Origin of the sequence: uncultured Planococcus sp. (assembly GCF_947501725.1) — a bacterium.
GTDB classification, from domain to species: domain Bacteria; phylum Bacillota; class Bacilli; order Bacillales_A; family Planococcaceae; genus Planococcus; species Planococcus donghaensis_C.
Genome location: NZ_CANMXD010000005.1, coordinates 135,601 through 156,802, shown reverse-complemented (window position 1 = coordinate 156,802; position 21,202 = coordinate 135,601). Strand labels below are relative to the sequence as shown.

Here is a 21,202-nt window from a genome sequence, read left to right as displayed (position 1 = left end):
TCTTCGCCTTTATTTTTTGCTGAACTGAGTTAAAATTCCGAAAGTTCATTTGACAGTGAATAAATGCATTCCTATACTAAAGTAGATATGTTTTATGAGAAAGAGATTGAAAGGGGCACGAGAATTATGATTGCACCATTAACACCGCTCGACTGGAAACGCAGAGCCATCAAGTATTACCCGGAGAAAGTGGCCGTCATCGATGAAGAGAAAACGTTTACATACAAAGAGTTCGGTAATCGGACCGACCAGCTGGCGTTCGCTTTGCACAACGCGGGTATCCAACAAGGTGACCATGTAGCCGTCATGCTGCCGAACACCCATTATATGCTGGAATGCTTTTATGGCATCTGCCAAATCGGTGCGGTCATGGTGCCGCTCAATTACCGCCTGACCGCCAAAGACCTGGAATACATCATCAACCACAGCGATGCGAAAACATTGATCGTCGATGCAGAGTTCGGCAAGCTGATTGAAGAGATCCAGGACAAACTGCCGATTGAAAAATTCATCGTCGTGGAAGTGGACGGGCATGAATCGAAGATCAATGGGATCTCCTATGAAGATTTTATTCAAGTGGACAGCGACGCTGTACTTCCTGAAGTAAGGATTGATGAAAATCAGATGCTGACGCTGAACTATACAAGCGGCACGACATCAAATCCGAAAGGTGTCATGCTGACGCATCGCAGCAATTACCTCAATGCAGCGAACTTCCTGTACCATCTGAAAGTAGAGCATGACGACGTCTATCTTCATACTTTGCCGATGTTCCACGCCAATGGCTGGGGCGGCGTCTGGGCGATCACCGCTGCGGGAGGCACGCATGTCTGCCTGCGGAAAGTTGATCCGCCGCTGATTTTGGAACTGTTTGAAACACATAAAATCTCCGTGTTATGCGGTGCACCGACCGTCGTCAATATGCTGGTCAATGAACCGAAAGCGAAAACCATCAACATCACCACCAATCCACGAATGGGGACAGCCGGCGCTCCGCCCGCTGCTGCATTGATCGGCAAAGCGCAGGAATTGCTTGGATTGAATATGATGCATGTCTATGGTTTGACAGAAACGTCGCCATTCATTTTGTATAATGAATGGAAAAAGGAATTTGACGGGAAGACGCCGGATGAACAGGCGACCATCAAAGCGCGCCAAGGAATCGAGCTGGCCTTCAACGGCGAAACCAAAGTCGTCAACCAGGAAGACGGCAAAGAAGTCGCATGGAACGGCAAGGAACTGGGCGAAATCATTACGCGTGGAAATGTCGTCATGAGCGGCTATTATAAAGATCCCGAAAAAACAGCTGAAGCGATCCGTGACGGCTGGTTCTATACAGGCGATCTGGCTGTGACCTATCCGGACGGTTATATTGAGATCCAGGACCGCATCAAGGACATGATCATTTCCGGAGGCGAAAATATTTCTTCTACGGAAATCGAAGGCGTGCTGTATAAGCATCCGGATGTCTTAGAAGTGGCTGTCATCGCTGTACCTGATGAGAAGTGGGGAGAAGTGCCGAAAGCGATCATCGTCCTGCATGCGGAGGCGACTGTTACCGAACAGGAGATCATCGCGTACACACGCGACAATATGGCGCATTTCAAGGCACCGAAATCCATCGAATTCGTCGAGGAGCTGCCGAAGACCGCGACCGGCAAACTGCAGAAATTCCGTTTGCGCGAAATGTACTGGAGCGGCCCGAAGAAAGTGAATTGATCTGAGTAGATGAAAAAAGAAACGTCCGTATAATGCTGAGAGGCATTCAACGGACGTTTTTTAATAACTGATTCGAAAGATGCTATAGTCGAATAAAAGAGTGTTTGCTCTAAAGTTAGAAGCCTAAGATTGCCACAAAAATCAGCGTAAATACCAAGCTGATGACAGAAGACTTTACCCAACGGTATTCTTGGCTGGTTCCGAGAAGCATACTGACGGCAACATGGATCAATAAAATGGCTATAAAAACGACGAGAGTGGTTACCAGAAAATAGAACATGATTTTTTCATCCTTTCGTTGAACGCATTATCCGGCTCTAAAATGGACCGATAAAAAACGAGGAGTGAATCCATATGAAACTGATTTGCCGTACATGCCATCTGGAAATTTCAAAGGAAGTAAGGGAATTGCCAGACGTCAGCCTGCTGAACCATGAAGATGCCCAAGATTATATTCCCGAAGGGTTTTACATTATTGACGACAATAAAATGCACCTGGACCTTAGAGATGCCATCATCATCAACCTTAAAGATCTAGTCAATTCAAAACGTCATTCAAACAGGAGCCGGCTGAATGGCTGTTGCGGCATGGATGGATTGGATGGAAGGAACCGCCTTTGTCTGAGAAACCACGAGATTGGCACAGAAAAATCGGATTGCTGGATGGCGCATTTTATTGCATTAGATCCAGAGATGGTTCAGTTTGAATGAATAGGTGAATTGTAAAAGTTTCTATTTTTATGAATTGAAAAATAGATTTGATTTCGAAAAAGAATAATTCACGAATAATTTTATCTCTTCGAATTTCTTAGCAGAGTCCTGATTTGTCCCCGGTGGCTGATTTCATCTTCCATGACATGGAACCAAAGATAATGGTTATTATAGGCAACGCCATTTTCTCACTGGCTCTCTTCCAGCAACCAGCTGTCTTGCTTGGATTTCAGCAAGGATAATGTGCTGTTTCTGGTCTCCTGCAATTGAACTAAATAATATTCAAGTGGCCAATTTTTTATAGTTGCTCTCGCTTCATCTCCCAGTTCTAAAGGGATTTTCCACTTTTTATATTCAGCAGTGGTTAAATCTCTCTTTTCATTGGAAATGACTTGGTGCACAAATTCGATGGACGCCATATGCAGCAGCAGAGCGGCAATGGTATTTGAACTGTCATCCGGCAAGTAATCCAATTCGTTTTGGGTCAGACCGGAAATTTCATTCAAAGTTACATTCCTTGTGTATTCCAGCATGGAGACAAGCTCACCTATTTTCTCGGTGAGGCACTGCTGAAATGATTCGGTAATCAATCATTTATCCACTTCCCATTCATGGTTTAGATTGGCTTGTAAGCATAATGAAAAGGAGGTCAACGGATGTCTCCGCTGACCTCCTTTTTTTACGTTTGATTATTGGTCTATCGTTTTCCGGAAATGGCTTCTGCTGCAATAGGCGATCAAGCTGACTAGTGCGAGCAATAGACCCGATAAGATAAAGACGGAACGGATGCCGATTGCATCAGCCAGTATCCCCATCAAAAGGGAAGAGACGCCGAATGTTCCCGTTCCGATTGCACCCAATGTCGTGAATACTGTCGGCAGCCGGTCTTTCGGGACGCTCGTCTGGACGATGGTCTGCTGCGGAATGTTTTTGATTTGGCTGAAAATGCCGACTAGAACAGAAAGAAGCAGCGCCAGTACCGGAACAGCGTTCAGTCCGAAAAGGAAGGTTGCCAGGCTGCTGGAGACCGCTCCTCCGACAATAAAAAGGCTGAGATTCTGTCTAATCCAATCGGAGAACCACAGGCAGAAAAGGCTGCCGGCAATCAATCCCAGGAAGAAGGAGCCGTTGATAAAGCCCCACCACATCTCTTCGAGCATCAGCGCTTCGCTGACGAATACATAAAGGATTGCGGCGATCCATACCGTACCGGCGATTGTTTCCAGTACATCCATCAAAGCAATTCGTTTCAGCACAGGAGAAGCGGAAACGTTTTTCCAACCGCTGCTGATTTGCTGCCATTTGCCCTGCTTGCTGGATGGTGTGAAATCGGCTCTATCCAGCCCGCTTAACAGAAGACTGGACAGGAAAAACAAACCCGCTGTAATCCAGATCAATTCATTTGCTGTCAGCCAAACCAACAGCGAACTGCCGACAAACCACATGGCGGTCTGGATCAGTTGTGTCACCGTTTCGGTTATACCATTGGCTTTCAAGAGAAGTTCGTTTTTTACATAAACCGGGATAAGCGAGCGGGTAACCGGATTCGCACAGCCATCAAGCAAAGCCACCAAGCTGATCACCAAAAACAGCCCCATGTAATTAGCGTGTGAAAGCTGTGGCATGAAGAAAGCGAGCCCCACCAACAGGCCCGTTTTTCCGATTTGCGAACCGGCAAGGAGCCATTTCAAGTTGAACCGCTCCATCAATAAAGGCGTCAATGTGTTCGAAAGAAACATTGCGCTTGTGATCGTGAAAGGCACGAAAGCAGCGGCGGTGGCTGAGCCTGTGAGTTCAAAAATCAGGTAAATAACACTGACGATGTAAAGCACATCGCCAATATTGGCAAAAGACTGCCCAGTCAGCAGCAACTTAAAGTTTCTATTAAATTTCATCGTAAAATCCCCCAAGAGTTCAATTGGTAAATGACTTCTAGAAGGGGTTGAGTTAAATTGGACGAGTGGTCATGAAAGATGTTCCTTTCCGGGAATGATGATCTTCGGGGGATTGAAGTACATCAAAATGTTTGATTATTCCCATTATACGCTAATTATTTGGGAAATAAATGGCTTGTTAAGAAAAAAATGGATATAGTAGGAGGAAGAATCTATCTTCTCTGGAGCAATAGTTCAATAGGTATTAAAAGTGGTACATCCAGGGTTCACCTATGAATCAATGTCTTCTGAACAGTATTCAAGCGTATCTTCGGTATGTATTAATCCACCGCTTTTATTTTGTAGGACCTCATCGATTGAAGGCCGCCTATAAAGGCTACTTGTCCGTCTTCGATCAATGAGCGGATTCGGTAATCAATCCATGAATCAGAGATTGGCTGTTCAGACAGGCCGTATGCTTCACCAATTACCCGGATGGCGTCTACGTAATCATTGCCGGCAGATTCTGCAACCTGTCCTTTTATACAATCGATGATAAAAGAGTCGTCACGGGTTTCGGCTTCTTCAAAAATTTCTCCATTTTTCCAGGTACGGACCTGGCTGGTGCTGTGAAGCAAGTTCTTTCCATCCTCTTCAAATGCGATCCGCATGTCTTTTGTGACGGAGAGGGAAGAGTAGTTAAAAAAATGTGCCAGTTGCTTGGCATTGCATTCACCTGAATGCCGGACGGTTTGCTGTATTTCCTGATCCTTCAAGTATTCGTTCAATGCTTGCTGTGTATTTACAAGGGACAGCTCGAGTTGTTTGCCGGCCAGTACGAAGCAGGCAATGCGCAGCCCTATTTGTTCTAATGCGTTTTCGCATGTCCAGATGGTTAGCTGTTCACCATTCTTTACTTCCTTCAATTCTTTCAATGAGCGTTGGTAAATGGATAATGCTTCGCCAGAGCGGTTATTCAGTGGGTGGAATGAAGAATCTTCCCAATCTGCGCGAATTGAGACGCCGTTTTCCAAGTGGATCGCTGTGATTGGACCAACGGAAAAATCCATTGGCAATGGGATGATTTGATCGGTGGTTTCCGAAAGCGTGTTTTTTAGGGCGGCTGCAGCCGATTCGCCATTGACAATATAAATCATATCAGCACTCCTTCAGATATAAAATGGTCTATTCATTATATGCATTAATCGTAGCATAGTCCTTCAACATGAAACAAACAGATATGCATTGGACTGATGGAAACGAATCTACTTTCTATAACATTCAAGTATTCATATCTAAAAGGGGGGATCATGATGGATAAAACATTAGCGACATACATCGGTTTTGGCGCGATTATGGGTGTCTTTTTCGGTGAAATCTGGTTAGCCATCGCAGCAATGACATTAATTTATATTGCATTGCGCATGGATGAGTTCATAAAAGCTTTAACTAATAGATCATAAGCTGGCGTTAGTGGATTTCATTTGAAAAAGAGCTGGAAAGGAAAGTGTAGAATGTTTATACGGAATTCGGCCAAAGCAGTTATTTTGAAAGGCTCTAAAGTGTTGCTGACAAAAAATGTAGATGATGAAGGGTTCTTTTACTTGTTTCCGGGCGGCGGGCAAGAACACGGAGAAACCTTAACGGAGACAATAAAAAGAGAATGTCTGGAAGAAATCGGTCAACAGGTGGAAGTCGGGGAGTTGCTTCATCTTCGTGAGTACATCGGAAAAAACCACGAACATGTAGAATTTGATCGCCACGTTCATCAAATCGAGTACTATTTTTTCTGCGAAACAAAAAGTGAACAAGCAATCGGGCCAACAAATCCGGATAGCCATCAAGTTGGAATAGAGTGGATAGCGGTCAAGCATTTACTGGAGTATCGAATCTATCCAAAAGATTTGCGGAAATATATACAAGAGTTTGAAGCTGGTAAACGAAACAGGGTCTATTTGGGCGATATTAATTAAATAAGCTGCACCTGAAGAGTTGGAGCGTTCCATTGTTTTGAGTTTCTAATACTCAGGTATTTTTAGATACAAATGTAGTAAACTACTTAAGGATTTATTACAAAATTCAAAACCGCAAACAAGAAATTCAGCAAAAGTGAAAAAACTGATGATAAATACAAACAAATCAATATCAAATAGAGAATAGGATGCCTAAAACCACCGGAGAAAGAAAAAATATTCCTATTGCATTTTGGCTTATAAAAATAAAAAAACAGGTATGGTCAAGTGAACATATTATGGAACATCAGTTTAAACCAAGTATTTATTGTGATTTCCAGGAGCCCAGAAGACGTGATTGACGTACAGAACTTTATTCGAGAAATGAATGGAGAGGAATCGAAATGACAAAAGTGTATTTTGGCATGATTGTTTCACTTGATGGATTCGTCAACGATCGCTATGGAAGAATAGACAAACTTTATGAAAGTTACCAGCCACATTATGAGTTTCCTGGGGCTGTCGTCATGGGGCGCAATAGCTTCGACATGGCCAGCGATCCGGATGGCTACGCTGACCATTATGAGTTTCAAGTGCCGTTGTTTGTATTGACCCATCATCCACCTGAAAAGCAGCCGAAAGAAAATGATAAACTTACCTTCACTTTTGTCACAGAAGGCATAGAGTCAGCCATCAACCAGGCGAAGACAGCTGCAAACGGCAAAGATGTGCTGGTGTTGGGAGCGAATGTCAGCCAGCAGCTGCTTTGGGCCAATCTGGCTGATGAGCTGCAAATCTGTTTCGCCCCGGTGCTGCTGGGAAAAGGGACACGCTTTTTCGAGCATTTGGAAAATCTCGAGATTCAATTGGAAAAGATCCGGACATACGTGGACAACCATCAAGTTGAAAGTTGGTATAAAATCATTCGGAAGTCCAACTAACATCAGTTTTTATTCATTTATGCGGCTATCCGCTTACAAATAGAATGGAAGTGATTGGCATACGAAAAATTGAAGCAGTGACGGCATTGATTTATTTGCGCGGAGATTTTCCGCATGAACAGGGAATGGATGCCTGGAGTGGTCCTTATGCACAAAAAGCAGCGCGGATTAACGGTGTGCTCGAATACCGGCAGCATCATTTCTGCAAGAATCAACTTGGATATTGGCCAGTACTCTCTGGAGTTGAAACAGTGGTCCAACGGTTAGCTCGAATCGATGGAATGGAAGAGTATGTTTTGAAAACAGCCGCAGCCAAACGGCATGGGAAACTGAAGGGTAGTTATGGGGAAATGCTATTCGCCGATAGGGCGCTCTATAAGGCTCGCCTGAAAAACAGCCGAATACTGCGTCATCCAACCCGCCATTCACAAGCAACTTACCGGGAAATCGTGCTGATCCGCAAAAAACCATCCGTCCGGCTGCGTGATTTCCAGGCATTCATCCAAAACAGCCTGGCCCCTTCGATTGCAGCAATTCCCGGTTTTTCGGAAGTCCGTTACCAATTGTTCGAAGAAGATGAAAAAAAACGGAATACATCCATGGGGGATTATGAAGCAATGCTGGTTCTTGGTGCGGCGGATGCTCCTGCATTCCTGAAGGTGCTCGGATCATCCGCTTTCCTGGCAACTCAGGGGGAACAGGAAAAACACTGTGCGGCGATTCATACCTATTCCGTTGCAGCATCCTATGTATTCACAAAAGCCGGGCGGCCGACGCTTCCGCAAATCATGCCTGAACCAAAACAAGCACTAGAGCCGGTACGAAGGAAACTGCCGCCTGCTCCACCGCGTGCCGCACGCAAATCCAGCCGGACAGCTTTTCCGCGTTCCTGGCGCATTCCGCTCAGCGGCTATGGGCCGGAAGATGTCGTCGTTGACGGACAGGGGCGATTGATCTGTGGCGTGGAAGATGGGCGCATTTTACGCATCGATCCGGAGCGGCATTTAGAGGAAGCCATCGGTGATACAGCAGGCCGCCCCTTAGGTCTTGAAGTTCTGCCGGATGGCCATCTATTGATATGCGATGCCCAGAAAGGTCTGCTTCGGCTGGATCCGAAGACGGGTTTGATTGAAACACTGGTCCAGTATGTCGACGGAGTTCCGCTGCGTTTTTGTTCCAATGCCACAGCCGCAGCGGATGGCACGATTTGGTTCACGGAATCCAGCAACCGCTATGACTTCGAGCAGTATACAGGCGCATTGATGGAACACCGGGCATCCGGTCGGCTGTTCCGGCGGGATCCACAGGGACGCGTCGAAGTGATCCTCGAAGGGTTGTATTTCGCCAACGGCATCACGCTGTCGAATGATGAACAGGCCGTAATTTTTGCTGAAACGGATGGCTACCGGCTCAACCGGTTATGGATACAAGGACGCAATGCTGGAAAGAGGGAAATCCTTGCGGCTAATCTGCCGGGGTTCCCAGACAATATCTCTCGCATAAGCGACGGCACGTTCTGGGTAGCCATGATGACAAACCGCAACCCTTTACTTGACCGGCTGGGCACGGCGCCCGCATTTTTACGGAAGCTGCTGTGGCGGGTGCCTGAACGTCTGCAGCCAAAAGGCGCTAAAACCGCTTGGGCCATGCTTTTCGATGAAAAGGGAAACTGCCTGCTTGATCTCCAAAGTTCAAGCATTGATTATCACGCCGTCACCGGAGTTGTAGAATTGTGCGGCATGCTGTATTTCGCCAGTATTGAAGAGCAGGCACTGCTCGCTGTGGAATTAATGCCTGAAAAAACTAGAAATTAACCCGCATCTGAGTGGCTTCCGTTGAAAACAGATGAAGAAATTCTGCTTTGAAACGGATTGTTTTCCATAGAGCATTACACCTTTCGCCGGAATATTGTATAGTTAATAAGAATTTATTTAGAAATGAAAGGTGTTATCTCAAAATGTTGCAGAACCCCACAGGAAGAAAACGGCTCGGCCTGGCCCTGATCCTCAGCATGCTGGGCATACTGGCTCCGCTGAATATCGATATGTATCTACCGGCATTTCCAGCGATCGCAGACGAATTGGACGCACACGTCTCGCTCGTTCAGCTGAGCTTAACGGCTTGCCTGATTGGACTTGCGGCAGGGCAAATCGTCGTCGGACCGTTTAGTGATGCGGTCGGCAGGCGCAAACCGTTGATCATCTCGGTCATCCTGTTTGCACTGTCGTCCGTACTTTGCGCAGTGGCCCCGAACATCGAAACGTTGATCGCCGCACGATTTTTGCAAGGATTCACCGCATCAGGTGGTGTGGTCCTTTCCAGAGCCGTGGTCAGCGACATCTTTACTGGCCGTGAAATGACGAAATTCTTCGCATTGCTCATGGTCATCAATGCTGTAGCACCAATGGCCGCTCCAATTGCGGGCGGCGGCATCTTGGCATTGCCGTTTGCGGGCTGGGAAACCATCTTTTATTTCCTCGGTTTGCTTGGTGTCATCATGGTGATCGTCGTCATATTCCGCCTGCCGGAGACTTTGCCACCGCAAGACCGCATGCCAAGTTCAATCGGACACTCCGTCCGGACGATGGGGAGCCTGTTTAAGGCGCGTCCTTTTATCGGCTACGCTCTTGTGGTCGGCTTGGTTCACGGCGGCAGTTTTGCTTATGTCGCCGGGACGCCGTTCGTCTATCAGGAGATTTACGGCGTTTCCCCCCAAGTCTTCAGTGTGCTGTTCGGCATCAACGGCATCGCGATGATCATCGGAAGCTTTATCATCGGCAAATTCGGCGGCATTGTTTCTGAGCACCGGCTCTTACAGGGCGCAGTCATAGTTGCAGCCAGTGCCACCTTCGTCTTGCTGGTCATGACGATCATCGAAGGGCCGCTGGCTTCACTGGTGACGTCGATCTTCATTTACATGACCGCAATCGGAATGATCTTCACCAGTTCGTTCACCCTGGCGATGAGAGGCCAGAAACACCGGGCGGGAAGTGCCAGCGCGGTTGTCGGCATGCTGCCGCTTGTCATCGGTGCTCTCGTATCACCGCTGGTCGGCATCAACGAAACTTCGGCTGTTCCGATGGGCGCCATCCTATTTGGCACGTCAGTTCTTGGCCTGCTCGCCTTTTTCGGACTGACCGGACACAAGCAGAAAGTTGCAGAGAATACTAAATAATATTCAAGCAGGTGCGAGTATGCAGTTTGCTGAATTGAAACAGGAGCGGAAGAGATTTTCTTCCGCTCCTGTTTTTTATAGTTTCTGAAAGTTTAATCGAAACCTCTTTGATTAAAAATATATTCAAATTTAAACTTTAAAAACGATTAGTTCTCCTAATTTTATCTGAAAAACGTTCGTAAAAGTGTATACAATTTCGCGGACGTTCTTTTGGTCTTTTGCCAGTTTACTTATGAGCGTTCGTAATTGTGTACTTTTACGAACGGTTCATCAAGAACTATGCTAGTTGGCTCAAGATACAAGTGTTCATTAAATAAAAGCCATCCATTAAATCGCCTTTTTTTTCGTCAAATCCTGATCTAGATTATCAAATTGTAGCCGGAAGTGGATGGAGATTAACAGGGTATTATCATGATAACTTAATGGTTGAATACATGGATCCCGATAATGGCCAAGATAATACCGACACTCGTTCTTTTGATTGGAGCAACAATGCTCACAATTTCGAATTTACTTTTCTGACTTTTAATGTTTAATTGAAATAGTTACTAATTGAATTGTTTAAGTACTAAATCAATATTCTGCTTAAGAGAGTTGCCAATGAATCAGCAGCACAGGAGGAACTTGATGAAAAAAATCATTTTTTCGATACTCGTTATTTTAATCTTATTAAGTGTAGGGTCTGCTGCAAGCTATTTTTCCACCAATTACCATCGAACACCTGAAAGCGCCTTAGAGGAACTGCGGCAACAGTCAAATGTCCAGGTCCTGCAGTTGCCGGAGAATAATAAAGTCTTTCTCCTTGATGAAGCAGGGGATGTTTCCATTGCCTTTATGAAAGTGGAGCGTCCATTCCAGTTATACAAAGACTTTCAAGTCTTTCCAACATCGTTGAATGTCTATGATGCAGACATGGAAAATGAAATTCCTTATGCCATGGGCCCCTGGTATTTGGAATATACGTTCGGGCTGCTCAAGAATGAAAACGTTGAATATACAGCCCTGGGCAGCACCGTCAGAAAAGACAATGTCTCTGACGTGTTTGCCCTTGAAAAAGAGTTGGATGACACCAGGCTGAAAGGGGTTAAGCTTTGGTATATCCCTTCCGGTTCCACTTCCCCGGAAGACCTGAAAAGCGACATGCTGTTTTTGAATGCCGACAAAGAAATTCTGGAGATCGGAAAGAAGAATTTTGTAGAAAAAAAGACCGTGCAGAATGAATGAAGCAACTTGTAGAAGGGTATCGAAACCTACATCGATAAAAGGGAGAGAAGTGGTTGAATAGCGCCATTTCTCTCCTTTTTGTCTGTAAAATTGTACTTTTACGAACGCTTTGATTTCCAAAATTATCTAGCTATTAATTTTAGTTCTACGTATATTTAACATAAGAGTTTTGATTCCAATGTTAAAAAGATAACTAAGGAGGAATTATGGAACAAAGTAAAATTCGTACAAGAAATGACGAGAATGGAATCACGGTGTTAATTGGTAAAAATAACGTACAAGAATCCATTCTGTATATCCAAACACATAAAATTAAAAGGGCAAAGGTGACCTATTCCTATGAAGAATCCCAAATTGATTTCCTTAGTGAATGCCCAACCATCGAGTCTTTTTTCCTGGAAGGTCCGAATGTGAAGAATTTGAGTGGACTTTATCACTTGAAGGGGCTTAAATCTTTGTCAATCAATGACACTGCTCCTTCCTTGGCAGTTGATTTCAACCAATTGACCACGTTGGAAAAGATCTACGGCACACTGCCGCCGAAGGCCATGGCCTTCGGCAGCCTGATCAACTTGAAGAAAATGCAGGTTTCGGGCTATAAATCAAAAGGGAAAAACCTGAAGGAGTTCACAGACCTGAAAGCGCTCGAAGATCTTGAGCTTATCAGCTCCAACATTACTTCCTTGGAGGGGATTCAAGGATTGAAGAAGTTGATTCGGCTAGGATTGTTCAGAATGAGAACCTTGATGGACATCAGCGCGATACAGTATCTGCCGGAAAATTTAAAGGATCTCGAAATAGAGTCTGCGAAAAAAATAGAAGATTTTTCTCCTATAGGCAAGGTCTGGTCGCTTGAAGATTTAGCTTTAAATAACTGTGGAACGATTCCATCCATCCGTTTTATAAAACACCTCCCTCATTTAGAAAGCATGAAATTTTGGGATTCCACTGTATTAGATGGAGACATGTCACCGTGCCTCGAGCTGGAATACGTTTATTTCACGAATAAGAAACATTATTCTCACATGCTGCTAGAAGGGGAGAGTAGCAGCGGCCGCCCCCTTTTTATAGGAAAATCAATGCCGCAAGACGCTGAATCCGTCCAGCAAAACAAAAATCAGTTGGAGCAGCCTTTACCTACGCAAGCTTGGAAGATTCGAATGGACGAAGGAGACGACCTGTTTACAGAAGAAAATATAGCATCAACAGAGAAAGTGCTCCAAGCGTATAGTGAAGGCCTTTCTCATCTTCAAAACCCGAGTGACGAAGAAATCATTCGGAAAGTAAAGGAAACGATCCTTCGTTTAAATGCATTAAATGAGGACTATAATTTTTTCATTGAGACACTTGAGCGGGAAGAACTTTATGATTTCATTATGGAAAAAGCGCAAAACGCTGGGTTAGAGACAGAGGAAGATATTACAGAAGAATGGCGGGAATGGTAGAGGAAATTTTACAAGATGTTTAGGGGGCTGGGAAATGGCACAAATGAAAGGCGCTATCTTAGCGAAAGTGAATGTAACTTAAGTGCAGTTAAGTTACATTCAAAATATGTATTGGAGGGTAAAAGATGGGGAAGCTACTAACATGTATGTTCATAGGCTTATTATTTCTTATTACAGGAATTTATGTATCCACTTTTTTAACTACAACATGGATTATAGTTGGTGTATTTCTTGCAGTCCTGGGAGGAATATTAATGGGTAGTAGCTCTTTGTTTTTGCCTAAGCACGTTAAAAAAAGAACTTCGTAGAAATCTTTTACTGAATCTGAATGTAACTTAATGTGAATTAAGTTACATTCAAATTAAGAGAAAACAAATGTTAAACAGTTAGTCTATATTTGATTTTTTTGCGTTACCTGATTTCTTGTTTGTATATAAGACATAAACAGCATTTAGAATGAACAATACTATTGCGGATATTAAAAAGCCAAGTATTCCAGGTATATTAGGCCCCGTTATTAAGAAGAAAATAGTAGCTAAAACAAATGCAGTAAAGCCAGCCATACTCATTTTCCATCGGGAATTATCTAGTCTTGACATACCAACGCTCCACCTTTCTCATACAAAGAATAGTTATCTCAAAAATTACTAGTTCTGAAACCTTAAGTTCGACTAGCTTAGGACAATTACCTTTTTTAGAAAGACAATTATTGTCTTTAGTATAACTGAAATAAAGAATATTTTTTAAGAATTCTGAATGTAACATAAGTGTAAGTAAGTTACATTCAAAACCTTTATTTCAGTAATCTTCGAAGAGCGAGAGATAAGAATGGATTTGCTAGAAAAAATGATACATTCAAAAGGCTATTCTGTATGGTTATAAAATCGTGTTTTTAAAGATTCTAAGTTTACATATCATTGAGTTATCGGAAGTGGTAGTTATTCTAATTGCTAAATAAGCAGGGGTGAAACAATGCTAGTCAGCAAGGCTTTTTCTCTTTTGTCTGTATAAATATATTTTTACGACAGGTTTTAAATAAAGAAGCATGATCCGTTTCTAACATCCAGGTTCATTAAATGAAACTTCCCTGAACTTTTTTGTCGAAAATGGAGAAAGAACGTATACTACAAGACGAGAGGTGAGGAAATGGCCAATAACCAATTATCGACCCTGAAAAAAGGGTTGATTGTATTAGAATTGGTAAAACAGATGCAGGGAATCACTTTAGCGGAAGTAATGGAAAAACTCAAATTAAGTAAGTCTACGGCTTTTCGGCTTTTAACCACTTTAGAGGATATGAACTATATTTATAAAATTCAGTCCCAATATTTCTTCAACTTTAAACTATTCAGCAAAGAAGAAACCGAGCGCCAAAAAAATGATTGGACTTCTTTGCGTTCTATTTATCAGTTTGCACAAAGTCTGCAAATGAGTACGTATCTTGGAAAATTGGATGGCACAGATTTTATCATGACACAAGTTATAAACGAACCTTATCTGCATCCTACAGATAAAGAGATTGGAAATCGTTCCAGAGTCTATTTATCAGCTTTGGGTAAAGTCATCTTGGCTCACTTAGAGGAAGAAGAATTGAATAAATTATTAAACAGGATGGCACTGGAACCAGCCACTCCCAATACATTTCAAGACTCTCAATTATTCCGCTACCATTTAAAAGCGATCAAGGAAGACGGCTATGCTTTTGATGATGAAGAACGAAATATTGGAATTCGCTGTGTGGCTGTTCCGGTATTTCGGGATAAGAAAGGGATTGCGGCATTTGCTATTGCGGCACCAGCAGTACAAATTTCACGGAGAAACATCAAACAAATTGCAACGAAATTGGGCGCTGGCAGTAAAGCAATTGCCGAAGAAATAGAGGCGTTAGAGAAAAAGTAGTTTGTTCATACAACATGGAGGTAATTACATGAAGGAAAAATATCAGCATTTATTTCAGGATTTTACATTCAAAAGTGGTGTGGGAGTAAGAAATCGGCTGATGATGGCGCCGATGACGACATTTTCAGCGGATGTAGATGATTATGTGTCACAAGAAGAACTGGACTATTACAAAGAACGCTCGAAAGGTGTAGGTGCAATTGTTACAGCTTGTGCTTATGTGACGAAGAACGGAAAAGGGTTTGACGGACAAATGGGCATTGATCACGATGGAACGATAGCCGGCCTATCCAAACTGGCCGGCGTCGTCCATGAAGGCGGAGCAAAAGGCATCGTCCAGCTTTACCATGGCGGACGTTTGGCTGTTCCACGGCTTACGCCAAACGGCGAAACTGTCAGTGCGGGCACTGTTGCACCGCTGGGCGATCGGGGATTCTACAGTATCGATCAGGCACCGAGGGAATTAACGGCAAAAGAAGTATATGAAATGATTGGAAGCTTCGGCGAGTCTGCACGCCGGGCGATTGAAGCTGGATTTGATGGTGTGGAATTGCACGGTGCAACCGGATATTTGCTGCAGCAATTCGTTTCTCCACACTCAAACCAGCGGACTGATGAATTCCAGGACCGGAATTTATTTGCGGTCAAACTGATCAAGGAAGTAAGAAACGTCATCAAAGCACATGCAACAAAACCATTCTTAATCGGCTACCGTTTTTCACCGGAAGAGCCGGAAACTCCAGGCATCACCATGAAGGAAACTTTTGGATTGCTCGATACATTGATTGAACAGGATATCGATTATCTTCATATTGCAACAACCGAAGCATGGGCCAAACCGCGCCGGGGCATTGAAAGTGAAAAATCACGGACAGAAATCATTTCGGAATATGTGAATGGCCGGATACCAGTGATAGGAGTAGGGAGTATTCATACTGCTGATGATGCATCTCTGGTTTTAGAAAAAGGGAAAACGGATTTTGTAGCACTTGGACGCGCTATCGTTATTGATCCGCATTGGGTTGAAAAAGTTGTAAATGGCGAAGAAGATGAAATCATTCATCATTTAACAGAAAGTGACCAGGAAAGAGCCGTGATACCGACTCCGTTATGGAAATTGATTTTAGAAGTGGAAGGCTGGTTTCCTATAAAATTAACAATCCACCACTAAGTACGTTTTTTCTTTAATCCAATACATCGATAAAAGCCCGGGTAATCTTTTACGATTACCCGGGCTTTTTGCATGGCTTCAAGTCTCAATGCTTTTTATCAAGCAAAATCAGTTGTTAAAAACTTTTACTTGAACCTCCGTATCGATATGTTCTTTTTCGCCAGCTTCCTGTTCAACGGAACCAAAGGGCATTTGTGCAAGCATTTCATATGATTCCGACAGATTGAACATTTCTTTCGTTCCTTTATCGAACCCTTGTTCATAGCCAACGTTAAAATGCTGTAAGCTTGCGCCTAAGTTCATTTCAGTTAAAGCTAACCAAATAGCGTATTGTGCATTCGCATTGTTGTTTTGCTTATAAGCTTCTTCACGGATTCCTTGTGCGGGCATTTCTTTAACTGCATCCTTATCTTCAAAGAACAGAACTGTACCAATCCCATTTTTTGCTCCAGTTATAATTCCTGACATCATATCCCACATTTCACCTTCAAGAACCTCTTTCTGAATATCGTAAATATGATTCCAGAAATTTTCGTTTGCTCCATCGAATAATGTCACTACTCGCGTGGTTCGGCTGTTGAAAGCTGTAGGCACTTGTTTGACGACCTCGCGAATTCTAGTCTCAATTTCCTTTTGTGCATACTCACTATCTGTTCCCAATACGTAAATCGAACGGCGTTTTTCTACTAATTCTACAAATGTTGACATGATCATTCTCCTTTTATTTGAAATATATATTTGGCTTATTTTGCGCTTTTTGCTTTGGAATTTCACAGCCTCATCTGTTGAATAGGGGGAAGATGGTAATTTGAATCAAAGTAAAAGCTGAGCGTCATAGCCACAGTTACAGTGTAGGATAATTAAAATTGCAAATCAAAATAAGTCAGTTTGGTTTCATATTGTGAAACTCAATGAAAATATAAATTAATGAATTAGTTAAACACTGGTGTTGATTAGTTAACATATGAGGGATTACCGGTAGGAACTTAGCAATAAGTTTCTTCTTTTCTTTTGTTTGCTGAAGTTTATTTTATGAAAGGCTTTCTATCTAAAGTATCCAAATTTTATTCGGTCAACCTTGACTTAGTAGAATCCTCTAACCATATCTTGATTTCTTCGAGCAAAATGTTAACTGTCAGTGTGTCCGATTTAGATTTGATTCGAGCGTACTTAAAGTTACACTTGGATACTTTATTAATTCTTAGCGTAATGAATTGCTTCTTAGATCGATTTGCGCAATTTATTTGGCCCTATTCTATGTTTAATGTAAGTAGTCAAAATTTTATAAAAAAATAAGTTAGCTTAATGCATGCCTTGTTAATTATTTCACATGTTAACTGAAGTAATTTGCTGTTAATTGAATCAGAAAAATTATCGTTGAGTTAGAAATTAAAAATTAATTTAATATGTCCTTATTTCTTACAGGAAGGCTCAGTTAAAAACTAAAAAGAAACGGTATTGTTGGATTAAAATGTTAGCGTTTTCTTCATTGATTTTTCAAGCATACTTCTCTGACTGAAGGTAATTCTATTTAAAACAAAAAATTAAAAATAGATTGTTTTAAAATTTTGAAAGGGAAGATTTACGCTCTTAAACTGCATAATTTAGAGAGAGTATTTTTCTCGCTATCATTTTTGAAAACTTAGGGAAAGAGATATATTACTATATTGAACAGCTCCTAAAATGGAAAAATTAGGGGGCGGAAGTTGCATTCCTTGATTCAACAAAGCCTTGCTTGAAAGAGTTTTCATGTGGTTTAATGGGTAACATTAATCTTTTGCAGATTAAAAAAAGAGACGGAGTGTGAAGAGAATATGACAGTACGCCAAGCTGAAAGTTTGTTTTATACTTTATTGAATAATGAATGGATAGGAAGCAGCAGTGGGGAAACTGTACAGATTTACTCTCCGGATGATTATGAAGTAGTTGGCGAAGTTCCTGCCTTGAGTCAGGAGGAAGTCGCTGCTGCGATTCAAAAAACAGCAGATGTGCAGGAAACGTGGGCAGCAAAAGAAGTCCATGAGCGTTCTGCACTTCTTCATCGCTGGGCAGAAGAATTGGAAAAGATGACCGATGAAATCGGTGAAATGATCCATAAAGAAGTGGGTAAGACATTTTCGGCAGGAAAAAGTGAAGTCGAGCGTACTGCGCAGCTGATACGCTATACGGCAGAAGAAGGCCTTCGTACACACGGAAGCTTTATCCAGGGAGATGCGTTTCCCGGCGCTACCAAGAAGACAAAAGCCATCGTGCAGAAAGTTCCTCATGGCGTGGTGCTGGCCATATCGCCATTCAACTATCCAGTAAACCTTGCAGCTTCTAAAATCGCGCCAGCGCTTATTACCGGCAACACCGTAATCTTTAAGCCGGCTACCCAGGGGGCAATCAGTGGACTATTAATGATGAAAGCTCTAGTAAAAGCCGGCCTGCCGGAGGGCGTAGTCAACGTAGTAACGGGGCGGGGTTCTGTTATCGGTGATTTCATTGTTGCCCATCCTCTTATCGATATGATCACTTTTACTGGAGGAACGGCAACCGGAAAACATATCGCTAAAAAAGCATCCATGGTTCCGGTTGTGCTTGAACTTGGCGGTAAAGACTCCGCAATTGTACTGGAAGATGCAGATTTGAATAAAGCCGCAAAAGAAATCGTCAGTGGAGCACTCAGCTATTCCGGACAACGCTGCACCGCCATAAAGCGTGTGATGGTCGTTGATAGTATTGCGGATGAGCTTATCGGGAAAGTGAAAGAAATCGTATCCGGACTGACAGTAGGCAGATCCAGTGAAGACGCGAGTGTGACGCCTCTGATCAATCAAAAATCAGCAGATTTCGTTACCGGTCTGATTGAAGATGCCCAGAATAAAGGAGCTACTGTAGCACTGGAAGGCAGTAGGGAAAAGAACCTTCTTGGCCCAACTCTTCTTGACCATGTAACGGAAGAAATGGACGTCGCTTGGGAAGAACAGTTTGGACCGGTGCTTCCATTTATGCGAGTTGAGGATGAACGGGAAGCAATCGCGCTTGAAAAGCGCAACCAGTATGGTCTTCAAGCTAGTGTCTTCACCAATAATCTGGAGAATGCCTTCTCTATTTCAGACAAGCTGAATGTAGGAACTGTACAGGTGAACGGCAAAACATCACGTGGACCGGATCATTTCCCATTCCTGGGAGTGAAAAACTCTGGTCAAGGCGTACAGGGCATCGGTAGAAGTATTGATTCCATGCTGCGCGATAAAGTACTCGTTCTAAACCTTTAAAGAGCAATAGTTTTTACTGATTGGAAGCCGTTACCGATATTATTTTTCGAATATTCATTTTATTTTTGAGGATGTTTAACTTTATTAATTATTTCTACTTCCTCTTAGAAAACGGAGCAGACCTTACGAGGACTGCTCCGTTTTCTTGTACTTACAGCATTCCGTCGGCTGGCATGGTGTTATAACCTGTAATTTAAATAGCCTCTTTTCTTGCAGAAAAACAATACACATTATAAAAAAATAGCATTCCGCCAAGTGAACTGAACCCCAAATGAAGTCACTTTTTTGAAGTCTCTACCATTTGAGGTGCGGTTCAGTTCGATGATATTTCTTCTATCCATTCTATATGTTCGCAAAATACTAATTTAACGAATAAATCTCAACTTTTTAAAGGCGGGAGAGAGTTGAACTCGCCTTAGACTCAAAATCTAACTTTACGCTAAATTCCTGTTTAGTTTCATATCAGGCGGAATCGGAAACAACATAAATTGGAAGGGAAAAAAGATAGGGCAGTAGCAAGTCTTCTCTTTGATTTTAAGAGAAAGGGAAAAAGGGAAGCTTGCAAAGAAACAAGCTTCCCTTTATATTGAAATCATCATTTCTACAGATTTGCGGCTTTCAGTTGTAAGAAATCCTCGGTCGAAGTTACTTCCGCATACATACCTTGGAGCGCGCCGACAAACGCATAATGAACCTGTTCGGCTGAAACCACGTTATCCTGGTAAGTTAACTCACGAGTCGCACAAGCATCTTCAATCAGTGTCGTTTCGTAACCCAGATCGACGGCAGCACGCACAGTGGCGTCGATGCACATATGTGTCATCATGCCCACTACTACCAGCTTGGTAATGCCTTTTTCCTTTAATTGAATTTCCAATTTTGTGTGCAAAAAACTGTTTGCGAACTGTTTAACGATGATGCTTTCGTGTTCTAATGGCTGGACCGCTCCATGTATTTCAGCGCCTTCTGTATCTGGAAGAAAGAAGCCCATTGCGGGGTTGCTTGCGATATGCTGAACATGAAAAATGTTTTCTTTGTGATTTTTTCTAAACCATTCAAGAACTTTGGCCGCGTTGGCAGCTGCGCCTTCAGGATTGCTCAACTCCATTTTTCCATTTGGAAAATAGTCCTTTTGAATATCGACAATGATTAAAGCTGTGCTCATTTTTCCACCTCATTTATATTTTTTCCTACACCTTAAATGATAGACAATTTCTACCCTATTATCGATAGGCTGATGAATCACTTTTGCATGATATCATTTCACCATGAAAGGAATCGACTATGGAACTCAACAATATTGATTTTCAAATCCTTCGCTTGCTGTCTGAAAACTCACGTATTCAGTGGAAAGACTTAGGTGAAAAAATTCACATGACGGGACAGGCAGTAGGGAATCGCATCAAAAAACTAGAAGACAGCGGTGTCATCAAAGCTTATTCCCTTATCATTGATGAAATGAAATTAGGGTTTTCTTATACCGCATTCGTCATAATTTATATGAAAACAGCCAATCACGAGAAGTTCATTAATTTTCTTGACGAGCGACAAGAAGTGATTGAAGCTCATCGGGTGTCGGGAGAAGGCTGCTACCATTTAAAAATAAAAGTCGCTTCCCAAGAACAATTAAATCTTTCTTTGAATGCGATTCTCGATTATGGAAACTATACCTTATACCTCTCCATAAAAGAAATCAAGCAGCGTAGCTCATTGATTAATGGCATTTAACTCAATGAAAATTGTTCAGAGGATGAATGCTTACAAATCCACCCCTCATTCACTTTAACTGGCTTTTCTTGCAAGGTACATTTTAAAGTTAGCATTCTAGAAA

Annotated in this window: 19 protein-coding genes and 1 pseudogene; 13 read left to right on the top strand and 7 right to left on the bottom strand. The window is 42.7% G+C overall.

Going from position 1 to position 21,202, the window contains the following annotated elements; genetic code table 11:
• Window positions 1-126: 126 nt before the first annotated feature.
• Window positions 127-1,719 (top strand): long-chain-fatty-acid--CoA ligase, encoded by a 1,593-nt coding sequence (locus tag Q0785_RS09345; RefSeq protein ID WP_298829021.1) that lies wholly within the window; start codon window positions 127-129, stop codon window positions 1,717-1,719.
• Window positions 1,720-1,834: 115 nt separating this feature from the next.
• On the opposite strand, the gene Q0785_RS09340 is transcribed toward Q0785_RS09345, so the two are convergent.
• Window positions 1,835-1,999 carry a hypothetical protein gene (locus Q0785_RS09340; protein ID WP_223638930.1) on the bottom strand — a complete coding sequence of 55 codons (165 nt, stop codon included), beginning with the start codon at window positions 1,997-1,999 and terminating at the stop codon, window positions 1,835-1,837.
• 74 nt (window positions 2,000-2,073) lie between these two features.
• On the opposite strand from Q0785_RS09340, the gene Q0785_RS09335 reads away from it, so the two are divergent.
• The gene (locus Q0785_RS09335; RefSeq protein ID WP_223638928.1) at window positions 2,074-2,430 is read left to right on the top strand and encodes a hypothetical protein; all 357 of its coding nucleotides are present in this window, start codon (window positions 2,074-2,076) and stop codon (window positions 2,428-2,430) included.
• 80 nt (window positions 2,431-2,510) lie between these two features.
• Here Q0785_RS09335 and Q0785_RS09330 read toward each other — a convergent pair.
• From Q0785_RS09330 to Q0785_RS09320, 3 genes and pseudogenes are all read right to left on the bottom strand, one after another.
• Window positions 2,511-3,024: pseudogene (locus Q0785_RS09330) on the bottom strand (DinB family protein).
• 95 nt (window positions 3,025-3,119) lie between these two features.
• Entirely contained in the window at window positions 3,120-4,325 is a 1,206-nt protein-coding gene (locus Q0785_RS09325; protein WP_298829015.1) for an MFS transporter, read from the bottom strand.
• Between the two features lie 320 nt (window positions 4,326-4,645).
• The gene (locus Q0785_RS09320; protein WP_298829012.1) at window positions 4,646-5,461 is read right to left on the bottom strand and encodes a DUF1835 domain-containing protein; all 816 of its coding nucleotides are present in this window, start codon (window positions 5,459-5,461) and stop codon (window positions 4,646-4,648) included.
• A gap of 156 nt (window positions 5,462-5,617) precedes the next feature.
• On the opposite strand from Q0785_RS09320, the gene Q0785_RS09315 reads away from it, so the two are divergent.
• The 7 genes from Q0785_RS09315 (at window position 5,618) to Q0785_RS20375 (ending at window position 13,041) form a co-directional block, all read left to right on the top strand.
• On the top strand, window positions 5,618-5,767 hold the full coding sequence (locus Q0785_RS09315) for a hypothetical protein (RefSeq protein WP_223638916.1): 150 nt from the start codon (window positions 5,618-5,620) through the stop codon (window positions 5,765-5,767).
• 51 nt (window positions 5,768-5,818) lie between these two features.
• Complete coding sequence (locus Q0785_RS09310) at window positions 5,819-6,277, top strand: NUDIX domain-containing protein (RefSeq protein ID WP_298828997.1); 459 nt, start codon at window positions 5,819-5,821, stop codon at window positions 6,275-6,277.
• A 383-nt stretch (window positions 6,278-6,660) separates the two neighbouring features.
• Window positions 6,661-7,197, top strand: a complete 537-nt coding sequence (locus tag Q0785_RS09305; RefSeq protein ID WP_298828994.1) for a dihydrofolate reductase family protein — start codon at window positions 6,661-6,663, stop codon at window positions 7,195-7,197.
• A 50-nt stretch (window positions 7,198-7,247) separates the two neighbouring features.
• Window positions 7,248-9,011: an SMP-30/gluconolactonase/LRE family protein gene (locus Q0785_RS09300; protein WP_298828991.1), complete on the top strand. Its 1,764-nt coding sequence runs from the start codon at window positions 7,248-7,250 to the stop codon at window positions 9,009-9,011.
• A gap of 143 nt (window positions 9,012-9,154) precedes the next feature.
• Window positions 9,155-10,372 (top strand): Bcr/CflA family efflux MFS transporter, encoded by a 1,218-nt coding sequence (locus Q0785_RS09295; RefSeq protein ID WP_298828988.1) that lies wholly within the window; start codon window positions 9,155-9,157, stop codon window positions 10,370-10,372.
• Between the two features lie 627 nt (window positions 10,373-10,999).
• Window positions 11,000-11,596, top strand: a complete 597-nt coding sequence (locus Q0785_RS09290) for a hypothetical protein (RefSeq protein WP_298828985.1) — start codon at window positions 11,000-11,002, stop codon at window positions 11,594-11,596.
• A gap of 1,079 nt (window positions 11,597-12,675) precedes the next feature.
• On the top strand, window positions 12,676-13,041 hold the full coding sequence (locus Q0785_RS20375) for a hypothetical protein (protein ID WP_366522833.1): 366 nt from the start codon (window positions 12,676-12,678) through the stop codon (window positions 13,039-13,041).
• Between the two features lie 386 nt (window positions 13,042-13,427).
• Here Q0785_RS20375 and Q0785_RS09280 read toward each other — a convergent pair whose 3' ends face one another.
• Window positions 13,428-13,640, bottom strand: a complete 213-nt coding sequence (locus Q0785_RS09280; RefSeq protein ID WP_101191804.1) for a hypothetical protein — start codon at window positions 13,638-13,640, stop codon at window positions 13,428-13,430.
• Between the two features lie 547 nt (window positions 13,641-14,187).
• On the opposite strand from Q0785_RS09280, the gene Q0785_RS09275 reads away from it, so the two are divergent.
• Window positions 14,188-14,940, top strand: coding sequence for an IclR family transcriptional regulator C-terminal domain-containing protein (locus tag Q0785_RS09275; RefSeq protein WP_298828955.1), 753 nt, complete (start codon window positions 14,188-14,190; stop codon window positions 14,938-14,940).
• Between the two features lie 28 nt (window positions 14,941-14,968).
• Window positions 14,969-16,111, top strand: a complete 1,143-nt coding sequence (locus Q0785_RS09270; RefSeq protein ID WP_298828952.1) for an NADH-dependent flavin oxidoreductase — start codon at window positions 14,969-14,971, stop codon at window positions 16,109-16,111.
• A 108-nt stretch (window positions 16,112-16,219) separates the two neighbouring features.
• Here Q0785_RS09270 and Q0785_RS09265 read toward each other — a convergent pair whose 3' ends face one another.
• The gene (locus Q0785_RS09265) at window positions 16,220-16,819 is read right to left on the bottom strand and encodes a nitroreductase family protein (protein WP_298828949.1); all 600 of its coding nucleotides are present in this window, start codon (window positions 16,817-16,819) and stop codon (window positions 16,220-16,222) included.
• A 1,106-nt stretch (window positions 16,820-17,925) separates the two neighbouring features.
• Here Q0785_RS09265 and Q0785_RS09260 point away from each other — a divergent pair.
• Window positions 17,926-19,371, top strand: coding sequence for an NADP-dependent glyceraldehyde-3-phosphate dehydrogenase (locus Q0785_RS09260; protein ID WP_298828947.1), 1,446 nt, complete (start codon window positions 17,926-17,928; stop codon window positions 19,369-19,371).
• 601 nt (window positions 19,372-19,972) lie between these two features.
• Here Q0785_RS09260 and Q0785_RS09255 read toward each other — a convergent pair.
• On the bottom strand, window positions 19,973-20,536 hold the full coding sequence (locus Q0785_RS09255; RefSeq protein WP_298828944.1) for a cysteine hydrolase family protein: 564 nt from the start codon (window positions 20,534-20,536) through the stop codon (window positions 19,973-19,975).
• Window positions 20,537-20,655: 119 nt separating this feature from the next.
• Here Q0785_RS09255 and Q0785_RS09250 point away from each other — a divergent pair, with 119 nt between their 5' ends.
• A complete protein-coding gene (locus Q0785_RS09250; protein ID WP_298828941.1) occupies window positions 20,656-21,099 on the top strand; it encodes an Lrp/AsnC family transcriptional regulator in 444 nt (147 codons plus the stop codon).
• Window positions 21,100-21,202 lie beyond the last annotated feature (103 nt).